Origin of the sequence: Pseudomonas sp. LjRoot71, from assembly GCF_964253255.1 — a bacterium.
Lineage (GTDB): Bacteria > Pseudomonadota > Gammaproteobacteria > Pseudomonadales > Pseudomonadaceae > Aquipseudomonas.
Map to the genome: position 1 here is coordinate 1,308,388 of NZ_CAXURA020000001.1, position 20,576 is coordinate 1,328,963.

24 protein-coding genes are annotated in these 20,576 nt (G+C 61.0%); 9 read left to right on the plus strand and 15 right to left on the minus strand.

The window, feature by feature from the left end:
* Positions 1-132 precede the first annotated feature (132 nt).
* Positions 133-1,098, plus strand: a complete 966-nt coding sequence (locus tag ACSQ17_RS06180; protein WP_436068020.1) for a hypothetical protein — start codon at positions 133-135, stop codon at positions 1,096-1,098.
* 62 nt (positions 1,099-1,160) lie between these two features.
* Here the strand turns inward: ACSQ17_RS06180 and ACSQ17_RS06185 are convergent, their stop codons facing one another.
* Positions 1,161-1,781, minus strand: coding sequence for a 3'-5' exonuclease (locus ACSQ17_RS06185; protein WP_436068021.1), 621 nt, complete (start codon positions 1,779-1,781; stop codon positions 1,161-1,163).
* 3 nt (positions 1,782-1,784) lie between these two features.
* Entirely contained in the window at positions 1,785-2,264 is a 480-nt protein-coding gene (locus tag ACSQ17_RS06190; protein WP_436068022.1) for an NYN domain-containing protein, read from the minus strand.
* A gap of 129 nt (positions 2,265-2,393) precedes the next feature.
* Here ACSQ17_RS06190 and ACSQ17_RS06195 point away from each other — a divergent pair, with 129 nt between their 5' ends.
* Together ACSQ17_RS06195 and ACSQ17_RS06200 are read left to right on the plus strand one after the other, a co-directional pair.
* A complete protein-coding gene (locus ACSQ17_RS06195; RefSeq protein WP_436068023.1) occupies positions 2,394-3,056 on the plus strand; it encodes a hypothetical protein in 663 nt (220 codons plus the stop codon).
* A gap of 30 nt (positions 3,057-3,086) precedes the next feature.
* Positions 3,087-3,521 carry a VOC family protein gene (locus tag ACSQ17_RS06200; protein ID WP_436068024.1) on the plus strand — a complete coding sequence of 145 codons (435 nt, stop codon included), beginning with the start codon at positions 3,087-3,089 and terminating at the stop codon, positions 3,519-3,521.
* Positions 3,522-3,528: 7 nt separating this feature from the next.
* Here the strand turns inward: ACSQ17_RS06200 and ACSQ17_RS06205 are convergent, their stop codons facing one another.
* Both ACSQ17_RS06205 and ACSQ17_RS06210 read right to left on the minus strand, forming a co-directional pair.
* A complete protein-coding gene (locus ACSQ17_RS06205) occupies positions 3,529-4,275 on the minus strand; it encodes a substrate-binding periplasmic protein (RefSeq protein ID WP_436068025.1) in 747 nt (248 codons plus the stop codon).
* The gene (locus ACSQ17_RS06210; protein ID WP_436068026.1) at positions 4,275-5,120 is read right to left on the minus strand and encodes an SDR family oxidoreductase; all 846 of its coding nucleotides are present in this window, start codon (positions 5,118-5,120) and stop codon (positions 4,275-4,277) included. Before ACSQ17_RS06210 ends, ACSQ17_RS06205 begins: the two co-directional genes overlap by 1 nt.
* A gap of 206 nt (positions 5,121-5,326) precedes the next feature.
* Here ACSQ17_RS06210 and ACSQ17_RS06215 point away from each other — a divergent pair, with 206 nt between their 5' ends.
* Complete coding sequence (locus ACSQ17_RS06215) at positions 5,327-6,418, plus strand: endonuclease/exonuclease/phosphatase family protein (RefSeq protein WP_436068027.1); 1,092 nt, start codon at positions 5,327-5,329, stop codon at positions 6,416-6,418.
* Positions 6,419-6,527: 109 nt separating this feature from the next.
* Complete coding sequence (locus tag ACSQ17_RS06220; RefSeq protein ID WP_436068028.1) at positions 6,528-7,271, plus strand: substrate-binding periplasmic protein; 744 nt, start codon at positions 6,528-6,530, stop codon at positions 7,269-7,271.
* 3 nt (positions 7,272-7,274) lie between these two features.
* On the opposite strand, the gene hrpB is transcribed toward ACSQ17_RS06220, so the two are convergent.
* Positions 7,275-9,809 (minus strand): ATP-dependent helicase HrpB, encoded by a 2,535-nt coding sequence (gene hrpB, locus ACSQ17_RS06225; protein WP_436068029.1) that lies wholly within the window; start codon positions 9,807-9,809, stop codon positions 7,275-7,277.
* 164 nt (positions 9,810-9,973) lie between these two features.
* On the opposite strand from hrpB, the gene ACSQ17_RS06230 reads away from it, so the two are divergent.
* From ACSQ17_RS06230 to ACSQ17_RS06240, 3 genes are all read left to right on the plus strand, one after another.
* Positions 9,974-10,393 (plus strand): polyribonucleotide nucleotidyltransferase, encoded by a 420-nt coding sequence (locus ACSQ17_RS06230; protein ID WP_436068030.1) that lies wholly within the window; start codon positions 9,974-9,976, stop codon positions 10,391-10,393.
* 4 nt (positions 10,394-10,397) lie between these two features.
* Positions 10,398-11,303, plus strand: coding sequence for a cation diffusion facilitator family transporter (locus tag ACSQ17_RS06235; protein WP_436068031.1), 906 nt, complete (start codon positions 10,398-10,400; stop codon positions 11,301-11,303).
* Between the two features lie 69 nt (positions 11,304-11,372).
* A complete protein-coding gene (locus ACSQ17_RS06240; protein ID WP_233683732.1) occupies positions 11,373-11,795 on the plus strand; it encodes an MAPEG family protein in 423 nt (140 codons plus the stop codon).
* A 4-nt stretch (positions 11,796-11,799) separates the two neighbouring features.
* Here the strand turns inward: ACSQ17_RS06240 and ACSQ17_RS06245 are convergent, their stop codons facing one another.
* The 7 genes from ACSQ17_RS06245 to rplM all read right to left on the minus strand — a co-directional run bounded on the left by ACSQ17_RS06245 (position 11,800) and on the right by rplM (position 16,615).
* Positions 11,800-12,213 carry a ClpXP protease specificity-enhancing factor gene (locus ACSQ17_RS06245; RefSeq protein WP_436068032.1) on the minus strand — a complete coding sequence of 138 codons (414 nt, stop codon included), beginning with the start codon at positions 12,211-12,213 and terminating at the stop codon, positions 11,800-11,802.
* Between the two features lie 15 nt (positions 12,214-12,228).
* Positions 12,229-12,846, minus strand: coding sequence for a glutathione S-transferase N-terminal domain-containing protein (locus ACSQ17_RS06250; protein ID WP_436068033.1), 618 nt, complete (start codon positions 12,844-12,846; stop codon positions 12,229-12,231).
* An 89-nt stretch (positions 12,847-12,935) separates the two neighbouring features.
* Positions 12,936-13,718 (minus strand): cytochrome c1, encoded by a 783-nt coding sequence (locus ACSQ17_RS06255; protein ID WP_436068034.1) that lies wholly within the window; start codon positions 13,716-13,718, stop codon positions 12,936-12,938.
* A complete protein-coding gene (locus ACSQ17_RS06260) occupies positions 13,718-14,929 on the minus strand; it encodes a cytochrome b (RefSeq protein ID WP_436068035.1) in 1,212 nt (403 codons plus the stop codon). The genes ACSQ17_RS06255 and ACSQ17_RS06260 overlap by 1 nt, the downstream gene beginning before the upstream one ends.
* On the minus strand, positions 14,929-15,522 hold the full coding sequence (petA, locus tag ACSQ17_RS06265; RefSeq protein WP_090249148.1) for a ubiquinol-cytochrome c reductase iron-sulfur subunit: 594 nt from the start codon (positions 15,520-15,522) through the stop codon (positions 14,929-14,931). The genes ACSQ17_RS06260 and petA overlap by 1 nt, the downstream gene beginning before the upstream one ends.
* A 257-nt stretch (positions 15,523-15,779) precedes the next feature.
* The gene (rpsI, locus tag ACSQ17_RS06270) at positions 15,780-16,172 is read right to left on the minus strand and encodes a 30S ribosomal protein S9 (RefSeq protein ID WP_436068036.1); all 393 of its coding nucleotides are present in this window, start codon (positions 16,170-16,172) and stop codon (positions 15,780-15,782) included.
* Positions 16,173-16,186: 14 nt separating this feature from the next.
* Positions 16,187-16,615, minus strand: a complete 429-nt coding sequence (gene rplM, locus ACSQ17_RS06275; RefSeq protein ID WP_436068037.1) for a 50S ribosomal protein L13 — start codon at positions 16,613-16,615, stop codon at positions 16,187-16,189.
* 247 nt (positions 16,616-16,862) lie between these two features.
* Between rplM and ACSQ17_RS06280 the strand changes: the two genes are divergently transcribed.
* Positions 16,863-17,900, plus strand: a complete 1,038-nt coding sequence (locus ACSQ17_RS06280) for an NADP(H)-dependent aldo-keto reductase (RefSeq protein ID WP_436068038.1) — start codon at positions 16,863-16,865, stop codon at positions 17,898-17,900.
* 121 nt (positions 17,901-18,021) lie between these two features.
* Here the strand turns inward: ACSQ17_RS06280 and ACSQ17_RS06285 are convergent, their stop codons facing one another.
* The 3 genes from ACSQ17_RS06285 to mpl are packed head-to-tail and all read right to left on the minus strand — an operon-like array spanning position 18,022 to position 20,299.
* Complete coding sequence (locus ACSQ17_RS06285; protein ID WP_436068039.1) at positions 18,022-18,321, minus strand: YceK/YidQ family lipoprotein; 300 nt, start codon at positions 18,319-18,321, stop codon at positions 18,022-18,024.
* Complete coding sequence (gene ubiX / locus ACSQ17_RS06290) at positions 18,314-18,946, minus strand: flavin prenyltransferase UbiX (protein WP_436068040.1); 633 nt, start codon at positions 18,944-18,946, stop codon at positions 18,314-18,316. The genes ACSQ17_RS06285 and ubiX overlap by 8 nt, the downstream gene beginning before the upstream one ends.
* A complete protein-coding gene (gene mpl, locus ACSQ17_RS06295) occupies positions 18,947-20,299 on the minus strand; it encodes a UDP-N-acetylmuramate:L-alanyl-gamma-D-glutamyl-meso-diaminopimelate ligase (RefSeq protein WP_436068041.1) in 1,353 nt (450 codons plus the stop codon).
* Positions 20,300-20,576: the final 277 nt, after the last annotated feature.

Genomic DNA, 20,576 nt, shown 5'->3' on the forward strand with positions numbered 1-20,576 from the left:
CTGGCCATGGCAGACACCCCGTGCAGTGAAAACCCGCGCAACTCATCCTTGGATGGGTGGGGCGCGGGAAGTAGCGCTCTATGATCGGCGCATCCCTTGCGGGACTCCTACAACAACAATCAGGTCATCGCCATGCGCCGCACACTTATTGCCTTACTTGCCGCTTGCAGCTTCAGTGCAGTCGCGGCCGATAACTGGAAACCCTTCCCCTACGACCAGAGCGCCTACGACTATTCAGGCGACAAGCTGCGCCAGGCCTGGCCGCAACTGACCCGCGGCTTCGGCGCCGACTACCCCTTCCCGGATGCCGACTGGGTCGTGACCATGGCCACCAGCCACCCGCAGGCATTGGAAAAAACCGTGTTGGCCAATACCGGCTTTACCGGCAAGCCGGAAGAAGCCGAGGTGTATGCCGCCAAACTGCAGGATGTCTGGCGAATGGTGTTCCGTGGCGATTTCGCCGAAGCGAAGCAGCAGGGCCTGGCACTCGGCGTCGGCGGCCAGGTACCCGCCATGTTCGCCCAGGTGGTCTACGCCATGTTCCTGGTGCCCGACCAGGCGGAGAAACATAAGCTGCTGGAAGAGGTGATCAGTTACACCGACCAGGCTGGCGAGCTGGTACAGGCCGACACCGTGGCCCAGTTCGGCCGCGTTTATGCCAAGGCACGCCTGGGCGAAGAACTGTCAGTACCGGTGGTGCTCAAACGCGGCTACACCTCGCAGATCCCTGATGAACTCAAGGCACTGCTGGCCAAACAGCCGAACCAACCCTTCGCTCTCGCCCTGTATGGCGGCTATGAAGCCGGCGTGATCCGCAAGGTCGGCAAGATGGTCGGCCGCATGACCTACGGCGTCAGTGCCGACAATATGGAGAAGTACTTCAGCCGCAGCTTCAAGGCCCAGGACAACCTGCCCATCGGCCACTACGAATACGCCAATGCCCTGACCTACGTATACGGTGACGACGAGCAAGCCAAAGCCCTGCAACACCTCAAGCGCGCCGTGGCGATCAAACCGATCAACGCCATGGAAGCCCTGGAAGTGGCCCACGCACAAAAAATGCTCGCCCAGTACGAGCAAAAGCTGGCGCACAACTGAGTCCCATCCGAAACGCAAAAAGGCTGCCTGATGGCAGCCTTTTTTATGGCCATCCGCCTCGCTTAGCGCTGCTCGCGAATTTTCTGCAACGCCAAGGCCATCTTCGCCGCCGGCACCCGCTGCAGGTCGCACAGCAGTTCGTGGGAAATATCGGCGATGCCATGCCGCTCACGCAGCAGCGCTGCCATAAAGCAGGTCAGGTTGGCGGCCATTTCCGCATCGGCCAGCGCGCGGTGCGCCTTACCGGTATCGGGCAGGCCGATCCACTGATTCAAGTTACCCAGCTTGTGGCTCGGCGCCATCGGCAACAAGCGCCGCGACAACAGCAAGGAGCAGGCAAAGGGTTGCACGCGGCGGCGACGAATCAGTGCCAGCTCGGCGTCCCAGAACTTCTGGTCGAAACTGGCGTTATGTGCCAGCAGCGGGCGCTCACCGACAAATTCCGCCACCTCCTGCATCACCTGCGCCGCAGGTGGGGCAGTGCGCAGCATGGCGTTGCTGATGCCGGTGAGCTGCTCGATAAACGGCGGCACCCAGGCCCCGCTGTTCATCAGGCTCTGGTAGCGCGCGACGATCTGCCCATCCTCGACGATCACCACGCCGATTTCTGTGGCGCGCGCCTGCTGAGCCGGCGACATGCCAGTGGTTTCAAAGTCGAGTACGGCGATGGAATCAGCAAGCATTGATCAGTTTCTCAGCAACAGGCTGCCTTCGATTGGCACATAGCGGCTGGCCGCGCGCACCAGCGATTGCGCGGTCAGTCCTGGCACGCCATAGGCCACTGCCTCGACACCATGACTGCTGCGGATTTTTTCCAGCAGCAGGTCGAAGTCGCCATCACCGGAAGCCAGCACTACTTCATCCACCCGTGGCGCGGCGTCCATGATGTCGATGGTGATGCCCACATCCCAGTCGCCCTTGGCCGAACCGTCGCTGCGCTGGATAAACGGCTTGAGCTTTACGGTAAAACCGAGGTTGCGCAGGATCTGCTGGAACTGCTGCTGCTTCTGATCACCACGGTCGATGGCGTAGGCATAAGCCTCAACAATCTGCCCATGCTGGCTGATATCAGCCCACAGCGCGGCATAGTTGAAATGACACCCATAGGCCTGGCGCACGGTGTAATAGAGGTTCTGTACATCGGCGAATACGGCGATCTTCTTCACCGGTCATCCTCATGGCGGGGTAATACGCGGCGGGCAGTATGCCAGAAGGCGCGCCCATGCTGCGCCGACATAGGAGCACCGAGCGCAATCAGCTAAAGTGACGACTGCTTTTTTCAATGCGCGCCCGCCATGCATATGTTCTCCGTCCTGCGTGACTCCTGGTACTTCTTCAGCCACAACCTGCTGGCGATCACTCGCCTGTGCCTGCCACTGATCGTGCTTGAAGGGCTGTTTCTGCAACAGGTCAGTGGCCTGGTTCCGGCGCAGTCGGCAGATGCCTGGCGGCTGCTGGCAGGACTGTTGTTCTATCCGCTGTACAGCGCGGCGCTGATCCTGTTTCTCGATGCTCGCAGCAACGGCCTGCAACCACGTGCGCGTGACCTGCTGGCTGCGGGTTTGCGCCTCTGGCCACAATTTGCCCTACTCGCGGCCATCATGACCCTGGCCATCCTGCTGGGCGCTTCGCTGTTTGTCCTGCCGGGCATCTGGCTGATCGTCAAACTGGCGTTTGCCGAGTACCTGCTGGTGCTGCGCGGCATGCACCCACCGAAAGCCCTGCAGGAAAGCTTCACTATGAGCACCGGTTACTTCTGGCCCATGCTCGGCTGCGTGCTGATTGTGATGCTGCCACTGTGGCTGCTGGATGCCTGGAGCCAGACCGATGCAACCCTGGCCAATGACAGCCTGGCCAGCCTGTTGATGGACTGCACGAACCGCTTTCTCCAGCTATTCTCCAGCGTAGTGCTGTTTCGTCTATTTATGCTGCGTAGCACCCAGCCCGACGTCGAGTGAGCGCCAGCGCCAACCAAGGAGGACGGTCTTATGGCTGACGCCAACCCCAGTATCCTTTCGCACATTTCCATCGGCACCAATCAATTCGAAAAGGCCACAGCCTTTTACGACCAGGTGCTCGCCACCCTCGGCTGCAAACGTGTGCTCGCCCATCCTGGTGCGGTGGCCTATGGCCGCGAGTACCCGGAATTCTGGGTGCAGACACCGATCAATGGCCAACCGGCGAGTATCGGCAATGGCAGCCACTTCGGTTTTGTGGCACCCAATCGAGCCGCCGTGCATGACTTCTACCAGGCCGCCCTGGAAGCCGGTGCCCGCGACGAAGGCGCGCCAGGGCCGCGTGCCGAATACGGCGAGCCTTACTACGGCTGTTTTGTCCGTGACCTGGACGGACACAAGATCGAGGCGACGTTCTGGGACCTGGAAATGGTCTACGAGCTGTATATCGAACCGCACGAACACTAAAGTGCGGTCAGGGCGTACCTGACTGATAGCGCTGCGCCGCCTGGGTGATCCAGCCTTCGGCCTTTAACTGGGCAAGCGCCTGGCTGATCTGCTGATACTGCGCCCGCAAACCACGCTGGCGAGAGAAGCCGATATACAGATCCGTATGCGCCTCCGGACGGAAGGCGGCCTTGGCGATCAGCCCCTTCCAGCGGGCATCGCGCAACTCGTAGTCGACCTGACAGTCTGTGCCGATCACCGCTTGTAACCGTCCGCGACTCAGCATTTCCAGCAACTGCCCCTCGGTGTTGACCGCCGTTTTGCGCAGTTGCGCATCCGAATCGAAGGGCTCGAAATAGGCGGACTCCAGCACGTGGCCAATCGTCAGCCCGGCCAGCTGGGTGTAGCTGTGCAACGCCTTGGCCTGGGCCGGCGCGGCATAGAAGCGCGGCGCACAGGCGTAGTAAGGCTGGGCGAGGTAATCGATGTAAGCCTCACGCTCCGGGGTTTTCGCCAACCCGGTCATCAGATCGGCCTTGCCATTCTGCAGGGCCGCCAGCCCACGCGCCCAGGGTGCGCGCTGCACCTCGAAGCGCAGCCCGGTGCGGGCACTGAGCTGATTCAGCAGATCGATATCCAGCCCCTGCAGCTCACCATCGGCCGCCTGCATACGAAACGGTGGCCAGACATCCGTCATCACCAGCAATGGCGGCGCCTCTTCGGCGCACAACGGCGCACCCAACAGCACCAGCAGAGCAAACCAGAGCGCGCGCATCAGAACGACCCACCACGCTGCGGCTTGAGACCGGACAAGCGCGGCAGCAGCACGCGCTCGAACACCCTAGGAAAGAAGCGCGCCAGCAGCCGCGCACGCCAATCGACGTTGGACAGCACCAGCAGGCGACGGCGTTTCAAGGCGGCCTGATAGATGGCCTCGGCGACATCCTGCGGCGAGGCCACCTTACCCATCGCCAGCGGTGGTTGCGCCGCCACCGAGCCATCACCGACCAGGGCATTCTTGCGCAGGTCGGTGGCGGTAAACCCAGGACACACCAGCATCACATTGACCGCAGAGCCTTTCAGCTCGTAGCGCAGGGTTTCAAACAGCCCATGCAGGGCATGCTTGCTGGCGTTATAGGCACTGCGGTAGAGCAGTGGGGCAAAGCCTGAGAGCGAACTCATCACGATGATCTGCCCGCCACGGGCAATCAGGCTGGGCAGCGCAGCCTTGGTGCAATGCAGCGCGCCAAAATAGTTGACCGCCATAATCCGCTGGAACACTGCCAACTCAGTGTCGGCAAAGCTGCTGCGGTGGGTGATCCCCGCGTTGTTGACCAGCACATCAATACCGCCGAAACGCTCGATGGTCAGCGCCATCGCCCGCTCTACCGCCGCCGCATCCGCCACGTCGCAGAGCACACCCAGGGCTTCGGCGTTGTGGTGGTCGGCCAGGTGTTGCACCAGGCTGTCGAGCGCCTGTTGCTGCAGATCGAAAATCACCAGGCGCGCCCCGGCCTGAGCCAGACGCATGGCCAAGGCGCGGCCGATACCGGCACAACCACCGGTGATCAGCACCACCTTGCGATCAAACACCTTGTTGGCGAACACCTTGCGGTACATAACCTGCCCCCGACCCCGTTACGGCATAGCGGTTACTACACCCTGTTATGGCAAGCACCGCAACAGGCCATGGCCTGAGTGTGCGGGCCGGCACACACGCCCAACGACGCGGGCTGAGACGCCCAGGCAGCGTCACGGTAGATCGGCAGCGTGGCGCATCTCCGGTATGCTCCCTCAGCATAGTTCAGCCTGCGGCCACACCCTTTATGCCACTACCCAGATTTCTGCGTCTGTTTCTGCTCAGCCTGGCCAGCCTGCTGTGCGTGTTGGCGGCCCTGATCTACAGCCTCACCTGGCACCCTGCTGCGCGCGAAGCCGCCGCCGTAAGTTGCCAGACCAGCGCGCCCACCTTGCAGCCTGGCCAGGCCCTGAAGGTGATGAGCTGGAACGTCCAGTACCTGGCCGGCAAACGCTATGTATTCTGGTATGACCTGGCCGACGGCAGCGGCCCCGACCAGCGTCCCAGCGCCGAGGACCTGGCCTTCAACCTGGATGAAGTGGTGCGCATCCTGCGCGATGAACAGCCGGATATTGTCCTGCTGCAGGAGCTGCACAACGGCGCCAAGGCCAGCGACTACCAGAACCAACTGGCACTGCTGCACGAGCGCCTGAACGACCTCTACCCTTGCAGCACCCAGGCGTATTACTGGAAGGCCGCGTTTGTCCCACACCCGCAGATTCTCGGCAGCGTCGGCATGCAACTGGGCACCCTCAGCCGCTTTCAGATCAGCCGCGCCGAACGCCTGCAACTACCACTGATGCCTGCCGACCCGATCAGCCGGCAGTTCAACCTCAAGCGTGCCTTGCTGATCAGCCACCTGCCCATCCGTGGCGGCGGTGAACTGGCGGCCATCAACACCCACCTGGATGCCTTCGCCCAGGGCAACGACACCATGCAGCGCCAGGTCGCCATGACCACCAGCCTGCTTGATCAGCTTCAGGCCGACGGCACACCCTGGGTACTGGGCGGTGATTTCAACCTGCTCCCGCCCGGCCAGTACCAGCGCCTGCCGGCAAGCCAGCGCAGCTGGTACAGCCCCGCCAGCGAACTGCAACAACTGGCCGAGCGCTACCCGATGGTGCCCAGCCTGGAACAGGCCAGCGGCCCCGAGCAAGCGCGCTGGTATACCCACTACCCCAATGACCCCAGTGTCAGCGGCCCGGATCGAACCCTCGACTACCTGTTCCACAGCCCACAGCTGATACAACTCGAGGCACAGGTGCGCCAGCACGACACCCTGGGAATTTCCGACCACCTGCCCGTGCTTACCCGCCTACTTTTACCCACCGTCGACTAAGCTTTTTCAGTAATGGACTGGACAAACTTGCTGGCATTTAGCCATGCTCAGAAAATATGACGGTTTTATAACTAAAAGACGGCAGATAGCCGCAGTACGTACCCATTTGATGCCACGATTTCTCTGCCTAGCGCTGCTTGCAGCCTTCTATTGCGGGTTCAGCCACGCTGCCACCCCGGCCTCCACTCGCCCTCTGGTGCAGGTGGGCTATTACGAGTTTCCGCCCTACTCCTACACCAACAGCCAGGGCCAGCCGCGCGGGGCCATCCTGCAACTGAGCAAACGCCTGCTGGAACATGCAGGCTACCGCGCCCAGCTGCGCTCCTACCCCAGCGCCCGGCTGTACAACGCCCTGCAAGATGGCAGCGTCCAGGTCTGGCCCGGCGCCCCCGGCAAGGCGGAGCTGCGCGAGCACACCCTGGAAGCCCGTACCCTGCTGGGCGAGATCGTCCTCAACCTGTATTTCCGCCGCGACACCCTGATGCCGCGCCTGCCCGAGGACCTCAAGGGGCGCGGGGTGATCATGATCAGCGGTTACACCTACTGGCAGTCGATCAATCAGATGCTCGACGACCCGCAACTGGCCGTGCAGCAACACCGTACCGGCACTCACACCGCCGCCCTGGAGATGCTGCAGCGCCGCCGCGGCGATTTCCTCCTCGACTACCAAACCCCTGTGGAACAGGCGCGCAAACGCCTGGGCATGTCCGAATTGCCGTTTATTCAGCTGCAACGCATTCCCTTGAAGCTGATCGTCTCCAGCCATGCGCCAGGTGCCGAAGCACTGCGTGACGCACTGGACCGCGCCTACGCCGAACTGCAAGCCGCCGGCGAAGACCTGCGCCTGCCTTAAGGCCTACTTGCGCGGTTTGGCCCGTGCCGTGGGCTCGGCAATCAGCGGATCATCCGGCCAGTAGTGTTTGGGATAGCGCCCCTTGAGGTCCTTCTTTACCTCGGCATAGGTGCTGCGCCAGAAGTTGGCCAAATCCTGAGTCACCTGCACCGGTCGCCGCGCCGGCGACAGCAGGTGCAGCTTGACCACCTGCCGTCCACCGGCAATCCGTGGCGTATCGGCCAGACCGAACAGCTCCTGCAAGCGCACGGCCAATACCGGTGGTTGCTCGCTGTAGTCCAGGCTGATGCGCGAGCCGGAAGGCACCGCCAGGCTGCGCGGAGCCAGCTCATCCAGGCGCTGTGGCAGCGGCCAGGGCAGCAGGCTGTGGAGGATGCTGGTGAGGTCCAGGTTGGCGAAGTGACTGAGCCGGGTGACGTTATCCAAATAGGGCTGCAGCCAGCTTTCCAGCGTCGCCAGCAAGGCCGCATCACTGACGTCCGGCCACTCACTGGCTCCTGCAACGGCCAACTCCAACCCCCTCAGCAAATCGATCCGCGCCTGCCACTGACGCAGCTCCGGGGTCCAGGGCAGCAGCGCCAGGCCTTTGCGCTGCACCAGGCCGAGCATGGCCCGGCTGCGCTGCTGAGCGTCCAGCCCGGTCAAGGCTTCACGCGCCAGCACCAGCTCACCGACCTTGCGCTGACGCTCGGCACGCAAGGCGCCCTCACGCTCATCCCAGTCCAGCACCTCCAACGTGCTGACCTGCTCAGCCAGCACAGTGTCGAACAGCTGCGGTTCCAGCTCGGCCGCCAGATAGATGCGCTCTTCTCGCTGACCCTGACGGCTACCCAGGTCCGCCACCACCAGCCAGGCGTGTTTCATCAGGCCATCGGCTTCGGCAAACAACGCGGCACGGCCATTGGCCAGGCGGTATTCCGCGCCGCCTTCGCGGCGTTGCTGGGCAATCCGATCCGGGTAGGCAAACGCCAGCAAGGCGCCCAGCCAGCGCGGATGCTCAGGATCGCTGACTGCCTGCGGGCTGGGCTTGCGCTTGAGGTAACCCTGAAACTGTCGGGCCAGTTGCCAGGCACGCTGTACGCCGCCTTGGGCACCACGGGCGGCCCGCGACTCACTCGCAAGCAGAGCCAAGCGGCTGTGCAGATCAGCCCCTGCCCCCCGCAGAATGTCGCGTTCGCCGAGCAATGCGGCCAGATCGCAAGCGAGTGCCCCCAAGCCCAGTTCCTGGCCGCGCAGCAGCAGATGAGAAATACGCGGGTGCGTCGGCAATTCGGCCATGGCCTGGCCATGAGCGGTCAGCTTGCCCTGAGCATCCACCGCGCCCAGCCGCGCCAGCAATTCCAGCGCCTGGGCATAAGCGGCTGCTGGTGGCGGATCAAGCCAGACCAGTTCGGCCGGTTGTACCCCCCAATGCACCAGTTGCAGCGCCAACCCGGCAAGGTCGGCCTGAAGTATTTCCGCCGTACCGTAAGCCGCCAACTGCTCATGCTGCGCCTGTGACCACAACCGATAGCAAACGCCCGGCTGCAAGCGCCCGGCACGTCCGCCACGCTGGGTGGCCGAGGCGCGGGAAATACGCTGGGTATCCAGGCGGGTCATGCCGCTGTTCGGATCAAAGCGCGGTACGCGCGCCAGACCGGCATCGATCACCACCCGCACGCCGTCGATGGTCAGGCTGGTTTCGGCGATATTGGTGGCCAACACCACCTTGCGCTGCCCCGATGGAGCGGGCTCGATAGCCGTGCGTTGAGCACTGAGGTCCAGATCGCCATGCAGCGGACACAACAGCACATCGCGACGCCCAGCCAGCGCCTCAGCCAGCTGTTCATTGACTCGACGAATCTCCGCCTGCCCCGGGAGAAACACCAGCAGACTGCCCGGCTCATCGGCCAGCGCTTGCTGAATGGCCTGCAGCACTTTCGGCTCAACCCACTCGCCCACCTGCCAGGGTGCGCCCCAGCGGATATCCACCGGGAACATGCGCCCTTCACTGCGCAGCACCGGGGCATTGTCGAGCAGGCCCGCCAGCCGCTCGCCTTCCAGGGTCGCCGACATCAGCAACACCTTCAGCGGCAGCTCGCCGGCGTCGGCACTGCGAAACATCGCACGACCATTGAGGGTTAACGCCAGCGCCAGGTCAGCGTCCAAACTCCGCTCGTGAAACTCATCGAAGATCACCAGGCCGACACCTTCCAGCGCCGGATCGTCCTGCAGACGCCGGGCCAGGATGCCTTCGGTGACCACCTCGATACGGGTACTCGGCCCGACCTTGCTGTCCAGACGGATGCGATAGCCGACCGTTTCCCCCACCGCCTCACCCAGCTCACTGGCCAGCCGCTCGGCCGCCGCACGGGCCGCCAAGCGCCGAGGCTCGAGCATGACGATGGTTTGTCCGGCCAGCCAGGGCTGGTTCAGCAGCGCCAGCGGCACACGGGTGGTCTTGCCGGCACCGGGCGGCGCTTCCAGTACCGCTTCATCACGCAGGGCAAGCGCCTGGCACAGCTCAGGCAGCAGCACATCGATTGGCAGGGAATTCATGCAGGCTCCATTCAAGGGCCACGATTATAACGGCGAACCGCTGGCCCATTGCCGCTGTCTGAGGCTCAGGCCATGACGCGTGATCGCGTCGGCAGCACCTGACGCAGCGGCATTGCAATACAGGCATTGGTATAGTTGCGCCACTTTTTCCATGGAGATCTTCAATGCGCACCCAAACCCGCGTTATCGGTGGCCTTCTCGTCGCCACTCTGCTTACCCAATTGAGCGCCTGCGGCACCCTGTTCTTCCCGGATCGCCGTGGCCAGATCGAAGGCCGCATCGACCCTGTGGTCGCCGGACTCAACGCCATCGGCATTCTGTTTTATGTCATCCCAGGGCTGATTGCCTTCGGCATCGACTTCGCCAGTGGCGCAATCTACCTGCCCGGCGGCCTGACCTCCCAGGTCGACCCGCAAGACCTGCAGAATGTGGTGGATGCCGACGGCAAGATCGACACAGCCAAGCTCAAGGCGCTGATCGAGATGCAAACCGGCCACAGCCTGCCGCTGGATGACCCACGCCTGATCCAGCACAGCGGCAGCGTTGAGCAACTGGCGGCCTACGGCCTGCGTCCGGCCGCCTGAGCCCATGACTAACCCTAACCATGCCAGGCTGATGCGCCTGGCCACTCAGGCAGCGCTGGCGGTAGCCTTGACTCTGGTGCTGGCCAAGGCAATTGCCTGGTGGTTGAGCGGTTCGGTCAGTTTGCTGGCCGGGCTTACCGACTCGCTGCTCGATAGCGCCGCCTCGCTGATCAACCTGATCGCCGTGCATTTCGCCCTGCGCCCGGCGGACGACGATCACCGTTACGGCCATGGCAAGGCCGAGGCACTGGCAGGGCTGGGCCAGGCGCTGTTCATCGGTGTCAGCGCCGTCCTCATCGGCCTGCAAGGCATCGAGCGCCTGCAAACGCCACAGCCGCTGGAGGCCGAAGGGGTTGGTATCGCGGTCATGCTACTGTCGCTGGCACTAACCGTCGCCCTGCTGAGCTTTCAACGCAAGGTGGTACGCGAAACCGGCTCCACCGCCATCCACGCGGATTCGCTGCATTACCGCTCCGACATCCTGCTCAACAGCAGCATCCTTCTCGCCCTGCTACTGACCCGCTTCGGCTGGCAGCAGATGGACGCAATCTTCGCCATCGGCATCGCTTTCTACATTTTCTGGAGCGCCGTCAGCATCGTGCGCGGCTCAATCGCCGTGCTGATGGATGAGGAACTGCCCAGCGAGACCTCACAGCACATGTACGACCTGGCCAACGCCGTACCCGGTGTGCTGGGTGCCCACGACCTGCGCACACGCATCTCCGGCACACGCTGGTTCGTCCAGTTGCACCTGGAGCTGCCCGGCGAAATGAGCCTGTCGGAAGCGCACAATCACTGCGTGGCAGTGGAAAAAGCGATTCACGAGCACTACCCGCGCGCCGAAGTGCTGGTGCACGCCGACCCTTGCAGCGTGGCCAACCCAGCAAACACTGCGCAGACACAAAACTAGAGCAAATACTCTAAAGCCCGTAGACTGCTTTCGCCCCACCCCACAACAATAAAACCAAGGAGCGAATCCATGACCCTGACCGCAACCGCCACGGCCCTGCTTGGCCTGGTCGCCTGGGCCCTGCTGCTGATTGTTCTGCTGGTCAACCAGCGCGGCCTGCTGGTACTCAGCGGCAAGATGGCCGTCAATGCCTTCAACCCGGATGGCAGCAACACCCCCAGCAACTTTGGCCAACGCCTGGTTCGCACCCACGCCAACTGCCTGGAAAACCTGCCATTGCAGGCCGCACTGCTGCTTTACGCGATGGCCAGCGCACAGACCGACATCACCGAACCGCTAGCCCTGCTGCTGCTTGGCGCACGCCTGTTCCAGAGCCTGATGCACCTGATCAGCACCAGCCCGTTGTTCGTTTGGCTGCGCTTTGCGGCGTTCTTCGTGCAACTGGCGATTCTCGCCTGGTGGCTGCTGCAGTTCGCCGGCCTGGCGGGCTGATTAGTTACTTGACCACTTTCAGACTGGGCCGCCTACTGGGCCGTGGTGGCTCGTCATCAGGTGGCGTCTGATCATCCGGATCGTCAATTTCATTCCCATCGAGCATCGACGACTCGGCATCAAAGACCATACCTTGACCATTTTCCCGCGCGTAGATCGCTAACACCGCCGCGGCTGGGATATACAGGCTCTGCGGCACACCGGAAAAGCGCCCCTCAAAGCTCACCGCTTCATTATCCATATGCAGATGACGCACGGCAGTGGGCGAAACGTTGAGGACAATCTGCCCGTCATTGGCAAAGCCGGCAGGTACCTGAACACCGGAGAACTCGGCATTCACCAGGAGATGCGGGGTGCAATCGTTATCCACGATCCATTCATAGAGGGCACGCACCAGATAAGGACGGCTCGACTTCATGACTACCTCCTCGGGTTAACGCATGTCGCGTTCAGCAGGCGACAGACTGCTCTGAAACGCCTCACGGGCAAACTGGCGCTCCATGTAATCAAGCAATGGCTTGGCCGGTTTTGGCAACTCTATCCCCAGAATCGGTAAACGCCAAAGAATCGGCAGCAGGCAGCAATCGACCAGACTCAGCTCGTCACTGAGAAAATACGGTTTGTCAGCAAACAACGGTGACACACCGGTCAGGCTCTCACGCAGCTCCTTGCGCGCCAACGCGCGGGCCGGCTCCTTGCTGCGCGTATCGAGAATCAGGTCAACCTGAGCACACCAATCACGCTGGATACGGTGAATCAGCAGCCGGCTATTGGCACGCGCCACCGGGTACACCGGCAACAGCGGCGGATGGGGATAGCGCTCATCCAGATATTCCATCACTACCGTTGATTCATACAGTGCCAGGTCGCGGTCAACCAGCGTTGGCAGACTGGCATAAGGGTTCACCTCAAGCAGCTTGGCCGGGTAGCGATCTTTTTCGACACTGATGATTTCGGCGCTGACACCCTTCTCGGCGAGCACAATGCGTACGCGGTGGGAATAGTGGTCGGCGGGGTCGGAGTAACAGGCCAACCGATTGGTCACGCCCATGGCGATCCTCCTCGCTTATAGAGTTATATGAAGCAGAAAGACCTGCGCGCCCAAAGGGGCGCGCAGGTCAACAGCGGAGATGCAAAGGATTAATGCACGTCCTTCCAGTATTCGCGCTTGAGCAGATAGGCGAAGACAAAGAAGAAGGCAAGATACAGCAGTACGTAAGTACCGATACGCTGACTTTGCAATTTGACCGGGTTAGCCGAGTAGGCGAGGAAGGTCACCAGGTTCTGGATCTTTTCATCGAACTCTTCAGTGCTCAGCTGGCCAGTCTTGGGTTCAATAGTCAGCTGATCACAGGCTTCGTGGGTGATCGGCGTGCCAGTCAGCGGATCAAACTGCTTCTTGCCACCCTCAACCACCTGAACCTGCTTGCAACCGATGTACTGACGGCCTTGCAGACCCACCAACACGTTCGGCATGCCCACATTCGGGAACACCTTGTTGTTGGCACCCAGCGGACGCGCAGTATCTTCATAGAAGGTACGCAGGTAGGTGTACAGCCAGTCGTTACCACGTACACGAGCAACCAGAGTCAGGTCAGGCGGTGCAGCGCCGAACCAGGCCTTGGCGTCTGCCGGCTTCATGCCGATTTTCATGTGATCGCCAATCTTGGCGTCACTGAAAATCAGGTTCTCCAGCATGACCTCATGCGGGATCCCCAAATCATTGGCGACACGCTCATAGCGCTGATACTGGGCCGAATGGCAGCCCATGCAGTAGTTGGCGAAGGTGCGCGCGCCATCTTGCAGAGCCACCTTGTCGGACAGGTCGATATCAACCTTGTCCAGTGGATACTCAACACCACCAGCGGCAAAACCCAGGCCTGGCAGAAGCGCAATAATTAATGCTGCAAAATGCTTTTTCATCAGCCAGTCACCCTTTCCGGAACCGGTTTGGTCTTCTCGAGTTTGGTGTAGAACGGCATCAGGATGAAGTACGCGAAGTACAGGAAGGTACATACCTGCGACAACAGCGTACGGCCTGGTGTCGGAGCCAGCACACCCAGTACGCCCAGAATCACGAAGGACACGCAGAAGATCAGCAACCAGATCTTGCTCATCCAGCCTTTGTAACGCATCGACTTGACCGGGCTACGATCCAGCCATGGCAGCACGAACAGCACAGCGATCGCCGCACCCATGGCGATAACGCCCAGCAATTTGTCCGGCACCGCTCGCAGAATCGCGTAGAACGGGGTGAAGTACCAAACCGGCGCAATGTGTGCAGGCGTCTTGAACGGGTTGGCCGCTTCGAAGTTCGGCTTCTCGAGGAAATAACCACCCATTTCCGGGAAGAAGAAGATCACGAAGCAGAAGACAAACAGGAACACCACGACACCGACGATATCTTTAACGGTGTAGTAAGGGTGGAAGGCGATGCCGTCGAGCGGAATGCCGTTCTCGTCCTTTTTCTTCTTGATGTCGACGCCGTCCGGGTTGTTCGAACCCACTTCGTGCAGGGCCAGGATGTGCAGCACCACCAGACCGAGAATGACGATCGGCAGAGCCACAACGTGCAGGGCGAAGAAGCGGTTCAGGGTGATGCCGGAAATCAGGTAGTCACCACGGATCCACTGAGTCAGGTCCGCACCGATCACCGGAATGGCGCCGAACAGCGAGATGATCACCTGAGCGCCCCAGTAGGACATCTGGCCCCATGGCAGCAGGTAACCCATGAAGGCTTCAGCCATCAGCATCAGGTAGATCAGCATGCCGAAGATCCACACCAGCTCGCGCGGCTTCTGGTAGGAGCCGTAGAGCAGGCCACGGAACATGTGCAGGTAGACCACCACGAAGAACGCCGAAGCACCGGTGGAATGCATGTAACGCAGAATCCAGCCGTACTCCACATCACGCATGATGTATTCGACCGAAGCAAACGCCTCTTCAGCCGAAGGGGTGTAGCTCATGGTCAGCCAGACACCGGTAACGATCTGGTTAACCAGCACCAGCAACGCCAGGGAGCCGAAGAAGTAGAAGAAGTTGAAGTTCTTTGGCGCGTAGTACTTGGAGAGATGGTCTTCCCACATCTTGGTCGCGGGAAAGCGCGCATCGACCCATTCCATGAATTTACTCATCATGCTTTCTCCTGATCCACACCGATGATGATCACATCATCCGACTCATACGTGTGCGGCGGTACCGGCAGGTTCAAGGGCGCAGGCTGAGCCTTGTACACGCGACCAGCGAGGTCATAACGCGAGCCGTGGCATGGGCAGAAGTAACCACCAACCCAGTCAGCACCCAGATCAGCAGGCGCCACTTCCGGGCGGAAGGATGGTGCACAACCCAGGTGAGTACACAGACCTACCAGCAGCAGAACTTCTGGTTTGATCGAGCGGGTTTTCGGATCGACATAGCTCGGCTGTTCCGACGCCTTGGAATCGAAGTCAGCCAACTGACCCTCGATTTTCACCAGGTTACTGAGGATTTCCTCGGTACGGCGCACGATAAACACCGGCTGCCCCCGCCACTCAGCAACCATCTGCTGGCCCGGCTCAATTTTGCTGACGTTCACCTTAACGGGTGCTCCGGCAGCTTTAGCCTTGGCGCTTGGGAACCAGGACCCCACGAACGGGACCGCGGCACCCACCGCTCCTGCAGCGCCCACCACAGAGGTGGCCGCTACCAGAAAGCGACGCCGGCCTGCATTCACGCCGTCATTGCTCATTCAGTCGTCTCCCATCAGCTTTATGGCCTGTTGGTCAGGCCTATACTAGGTAAAAATCGAGTCGCGCAAAAAATTTGCCAAATGGTAAAGAAAAGCCCCTTTACTGACAAGGTAATTACCCACGCACAACGGACTCAACCCCTTACAAATCAGGGCATCCGCGGATGCGGCATGATGCCGCACGAACTTTCAACACCCATAAAAAAACGCCCAGCTCCGAAAGGAAGCTGGGCGTCTTTGTGAACGCAGGCAGCGAATTAACGCTTGGAGTACTGCGGACGCTTACGCGCTTTACGCAGACCAACCTTCTTACGTTCAACTTCACGAGCATCGCGAGTCACATAGCCTGCTTTACGCAGAGCCGGACGCAGAGCCTCGTCGTAATCCATCAGAGCACGAGTGATACCGTGGCGGATTGCGCCAGCCTGACCACTTACACCACCGCCAACAACGGTAACGTAAACGTCAAACTTTTCGGTCATCTCAACCAGCTCCAGCGGCTGACGAACTACCATGCGGGCAGTTTCGCGACCGAAGAAGGTGTCGAGAGCACGATTGTTGATGGAAATCTTGCCAGTACCAGCACGCAGGAAAACGCGAGCGGTTGCAGTCTTGCGACGGCCAGTGCCGTAATTTTGAGTCGCCGACATAATGAACTATTCCGTTAAATCTTCAGTTCTTGGGGCTGCTGAGCGGTATGAGGGTGAACAGCACCCGCATAGACTTTCAGCTTACGGTACATGTCGCGACCCAGCGGGTTCTTCGGCAGCATGCCTTTTACCGCAGTCTCGATCACGCGCTCAGGGGCTTTAGCGATCAACTTTTCGAAGTTGATCGACTTGATGCCGCCCGGAAAACCGGAGTGGGAGTAGTACATCTTGTCAGTGGTTTTGGCACCAGTAACGCGAATTTGCTCAGCGTTGATGATGACGATGTAGTCACCGGTATCAACGTGCGGAGTGTATTCAGGCTTGTGCTTGCCACGCAGACGGCTTGCAACTTCGGTAGCCAGACGACCCAGGGTCTGACCTGCAGCGTCGACGACAAACCAGTCGCGCTTAACTGTTTCCGGTTTAGCAGTAAAAGTTTTCATTCTTTATAGCCTCAGGGGCCGCCCTGATAAATAAGACGGCGGATCTTACTGAATAGTGCGTACTTTGACAAGGTCAAAGGCAGCCGAAAACAGGCGCTATCGGGGGCTCGGGTCAGCGCGTCCGTAATACGGCAAGATTCTTCGGCAGGCGGCGCATCACTTCCACTGCAGAAAGAGGTGCGCAATTATGCAGATTGCGCGGAGAATTTCAACACGATTATACCAACTGGTTTTCAAGGAGCTTACAATGGATTACCGCCAACTCGGCCGCAGTGGGATCAAGGTCAGCAGCCTGTGCCTGGGCACCATGACCTGGGGCGAGCAGAACAACGCAGCCGAAGGCGTCGCCCAGATCGAACGCGCCAAGGCCTACGGGATAAATTTTATCGACACGGCGGAGATGTATCCGGTGCCGCCGCGTGCCGAAACCTACAGCAAGACCGAACAAATCATCGGTGACTACTTCAAGCAGCGCGGTGATCGCGCAGATTGGGTGCTGGCCAGCAAGATCGCAGGCCCCGGTAATGGCATCGGCTATATCCGTGACGGCCAGCTCAAGCACAACCGCGCGCATATCGCCAAAGCCCTGGATGCCAGCCTCAAGCGCCTGCAGACCGACTGGATCGACCTGTACCAACTGCACTGGCCAGAGCGCCCAACCAATTACTTCGGCCAGCTTGGCTATCGCCATCAGGACAGTGACTTCACACCACTGGAAGAAACCCTGGAAGCACTGGACGAGCAGGTCAAGGCCGGCAAGATCCGTCACATCGGCCTGTCCAACGAAACACCCTGGGGCACCATGAAATTCCTGCAGCTGGCCGAACAACGTGGCTGGCCGCGAGCAGTCTCAATCCAGAACCCCTACAACCTGCTCAATCGCAGCTTCGAGGTAGGCTTGGCGGAAATCGCCATTCGTGAACAGTGCGGCCTTCTCGCTTACTCGCCGCTGGCATTCGGCATGCTCAGCGGCAAGTACGCAAACGGCGCCCGCCCCGCCAATGCACGCATCAGCCTGTTCAGCCGCTTTGCTCGCTACACCAACCCGGAATCAGAAAGCGCTTGCGCACGTTACGTCGATCTGGCGCGCGAGCATGGTCTTGATCCGGCGCAGATGGCCCTGGCCTTTGTCACCGCACAACCCTTCGTCACCAGCAATATCATCGGCGCGACCAGCCTGGAACAACTGGACAGCAACCTGGACAGCAGTGAACTGACACTCTCTGCTGATGTACTGGCCGGCATCGAGGCGATTCACAAAGCCCAGCCCAACCCAGCCCCCTGACGGCCAGAAAGCCCGAACGGAGCCCCCAAAACGGCTACGCGCAAACCTTCGTCTGACATCTGCGCTAGTGTTCTCAAGCTGCGAATGTAGATGCTCATATGAATATAGTGCGCACCACTTTCTATAGCCCGCCGCTGATGCCCAGATTGAGGCCCATGGCCGTGGCCAGGGACAGCGGTAGCAACAAGGTATCGAGCAATGCGCTAACCGGCAGATCGGCTGCCGGGTAGGCCGGCGCCTCGGCACCGAAGCGCTCATGGGCGCAGCAACCGCCCTGCAGCGCATACAGGTTCAGCCGTGTGCCGGCATAGACTACAGGCGCGCCGGGCTTGGCGGCATCCAGGGTGCGCACGGTGGCGCAGCCGCTGAGGGTCAGGCTCAGCAGCAGGCAGACGACCGCGCGGGCCAGAAGCTTATTCATCCGGGGTGATCTGATGGTGTTCGCCCCAGCGCGGCAGCATGTCCTGCGGGATGTTCAGGCAGTTGAGGATGCGCGCCACGACGAAATCGATCAGGTCATCGATGGTCTGCGGCTGATGATAAAAACCCGGCGCGGCCGGCAGGATGGTTGCGCCCAGGTTCGACAGCTTGAGCATGTTCTCCAAGTGAATGCTGGAAAACGGCGCCTCGCGCGGCACCAAGATCAGTTGACGACGTTCCTTCAAGGCCACATCGGCGGCGCGCTCAATCAGGTTGTTGCAGGCCCCGGTGGCAATCGCCGACAGCGTGCCGGTGCTGCACGGCACCACCACCATCGCCGAGGGCGCACCGGAACCGGAGGCCACCGGCGCCATCCAGTCTTCCTTGCCATACACCCGAATCTGCCCCGGCGCAGCGCCGGTATACTCGCTCAAGAACGCCTGCATGGCCTGCGGTTTGCTCGGCAGGCTGACATCGGTTTCCGTGGCCATCACCAGCTGCGCGGCCTTGGAAATCAGAAAGTGCACCTCACGGTCTTCCCGCACCAGGCAGTCGAGTAGGCGCAAACCATACTGCGCACCGGATGCGCCGGTCATGGCCAGGGTGATTCTCTCAGGTCCAGACATTTAACCCTCCAGGGCCGCCGCCAGTTTGCCGTGCAAACCGCCAAAGCCGCCGTTGCTCATCACCACCACCTGGGTGCCCGGTGCGGCCTCGGCCTTGACCCCGGCGATGATCGCCTCCAACGAATCGCAGACCTGAGTCGGCACGGTCGAAGTGGCCACGGTGCCGGCCAGATCCCAACCGAGATTCGGCGGCGCGTACCAGTACACCGAGTCCGCCTGGACCACGGATTCCGGCAGGCCATCGCGGTGCGCGCCGAGCTTCATCGAGTTGGAGCGTGGCTCGACGATGGCGATCAGTTTGGCATCGCCGATGCGCTTGCGCAGGCCATCGAGGGTGGTGGCAATCGCGGTCGGATGGTGGGCGAAGTCGTCGAATATGGTCACACCATTAACCTCGGCGACCTTCTCCATACGCCGCTTGGCATTGATAAAACCGCACAGTGCGGCAATGCCCAGCTCCGGCACCACGCCGACATGACGCGCCGCCGCCAGCACCGCCAGGGCGTTGGCCACGTTGTGTTGGCCGGTCAACTGCCAATCCACAGTGCCGGCTACCTTGCCCTCGAAGCTCACCTCGAAGCGCGAGCCATCGGCGCTGAGCAGACGCGCCTGCCATTGACCGCCTTCGCCAGTGGTCTGCACCGGCGTCCAGCAGCCCATCTCGATCACCCGCTTGAGCGCCGGTTCAGTGGTCGGATGAATGATCAAGCCGTCACCCGGAATGGTGCGCACCAAATGGTGGAATTGCCGCTCGATGGCCGCCAGATCCGGAAAAATATCCGCGTGATCGAATTCCAGATTGTTCAGGATGGCAGTGCGCGGGCGGTAGTGGACAAACTTGCTGCGCTTGTCGAAGAAGGCACTGTCGTACTCGTCGGCCTCAACCACAAAGAACGGCGTGCCGCCCAGACGCGCGGAAATCCCGAAATTCTGCGGCACCCCGCCAATCAGAAAACCCGGGCTCATGCCGGCATGCTCCAGCACCCAGGCCAGCATGCTCGAACTGCTGGTCTTGCCGTGGGTGCCGGCCACGGCCATTACCCAGCGGCCTTGCAGCACATGATCGGCCAGCCACTGAGGGCCACTGACATAGGGCAGGCCCTTGTTCAGCACATATTCCACGGCCGGGTTGCCGCGCGACAGGGCATTGCCGACCACCACCAGGTCCGGTGCAGGATCCAGTTGGGCGGCGTCATAGCCCTGAGTCAGTTCGATGCCCTGAGCCTCCAACTGGGTGCTCATGGGCGGGTAGACATTGGCGTCTGAGCCAGTCACGCGGTGGCCGAGTTCCTTGGCCAGCACGGCCAGCGAGCCCATAAACGTGCCGCAGATGCCGAGAATATGGATATGCATGATTTACCTTGAGGCGTCCTGAACAAACGGTGAAGAGGCACGAGAAAAACTGGCCGCAGATTAGCACAGCGTCGCAGCGCAACAGAGGCTGGCCAACGCCTCTGGCGCATGCTGACACCTCAGCGCCGATACCCATAACCGACATCGACCTGCCACCGCGCGCCACAGGTCTAGACCAGCCACGTGATTGGCACAGCGGTTGCTGACCCCTGGGTAGTTTCCTCCCTCATCCACCTACATACCTGGCCGGGCCTGGGCTACGACCAGTGTGTTGATA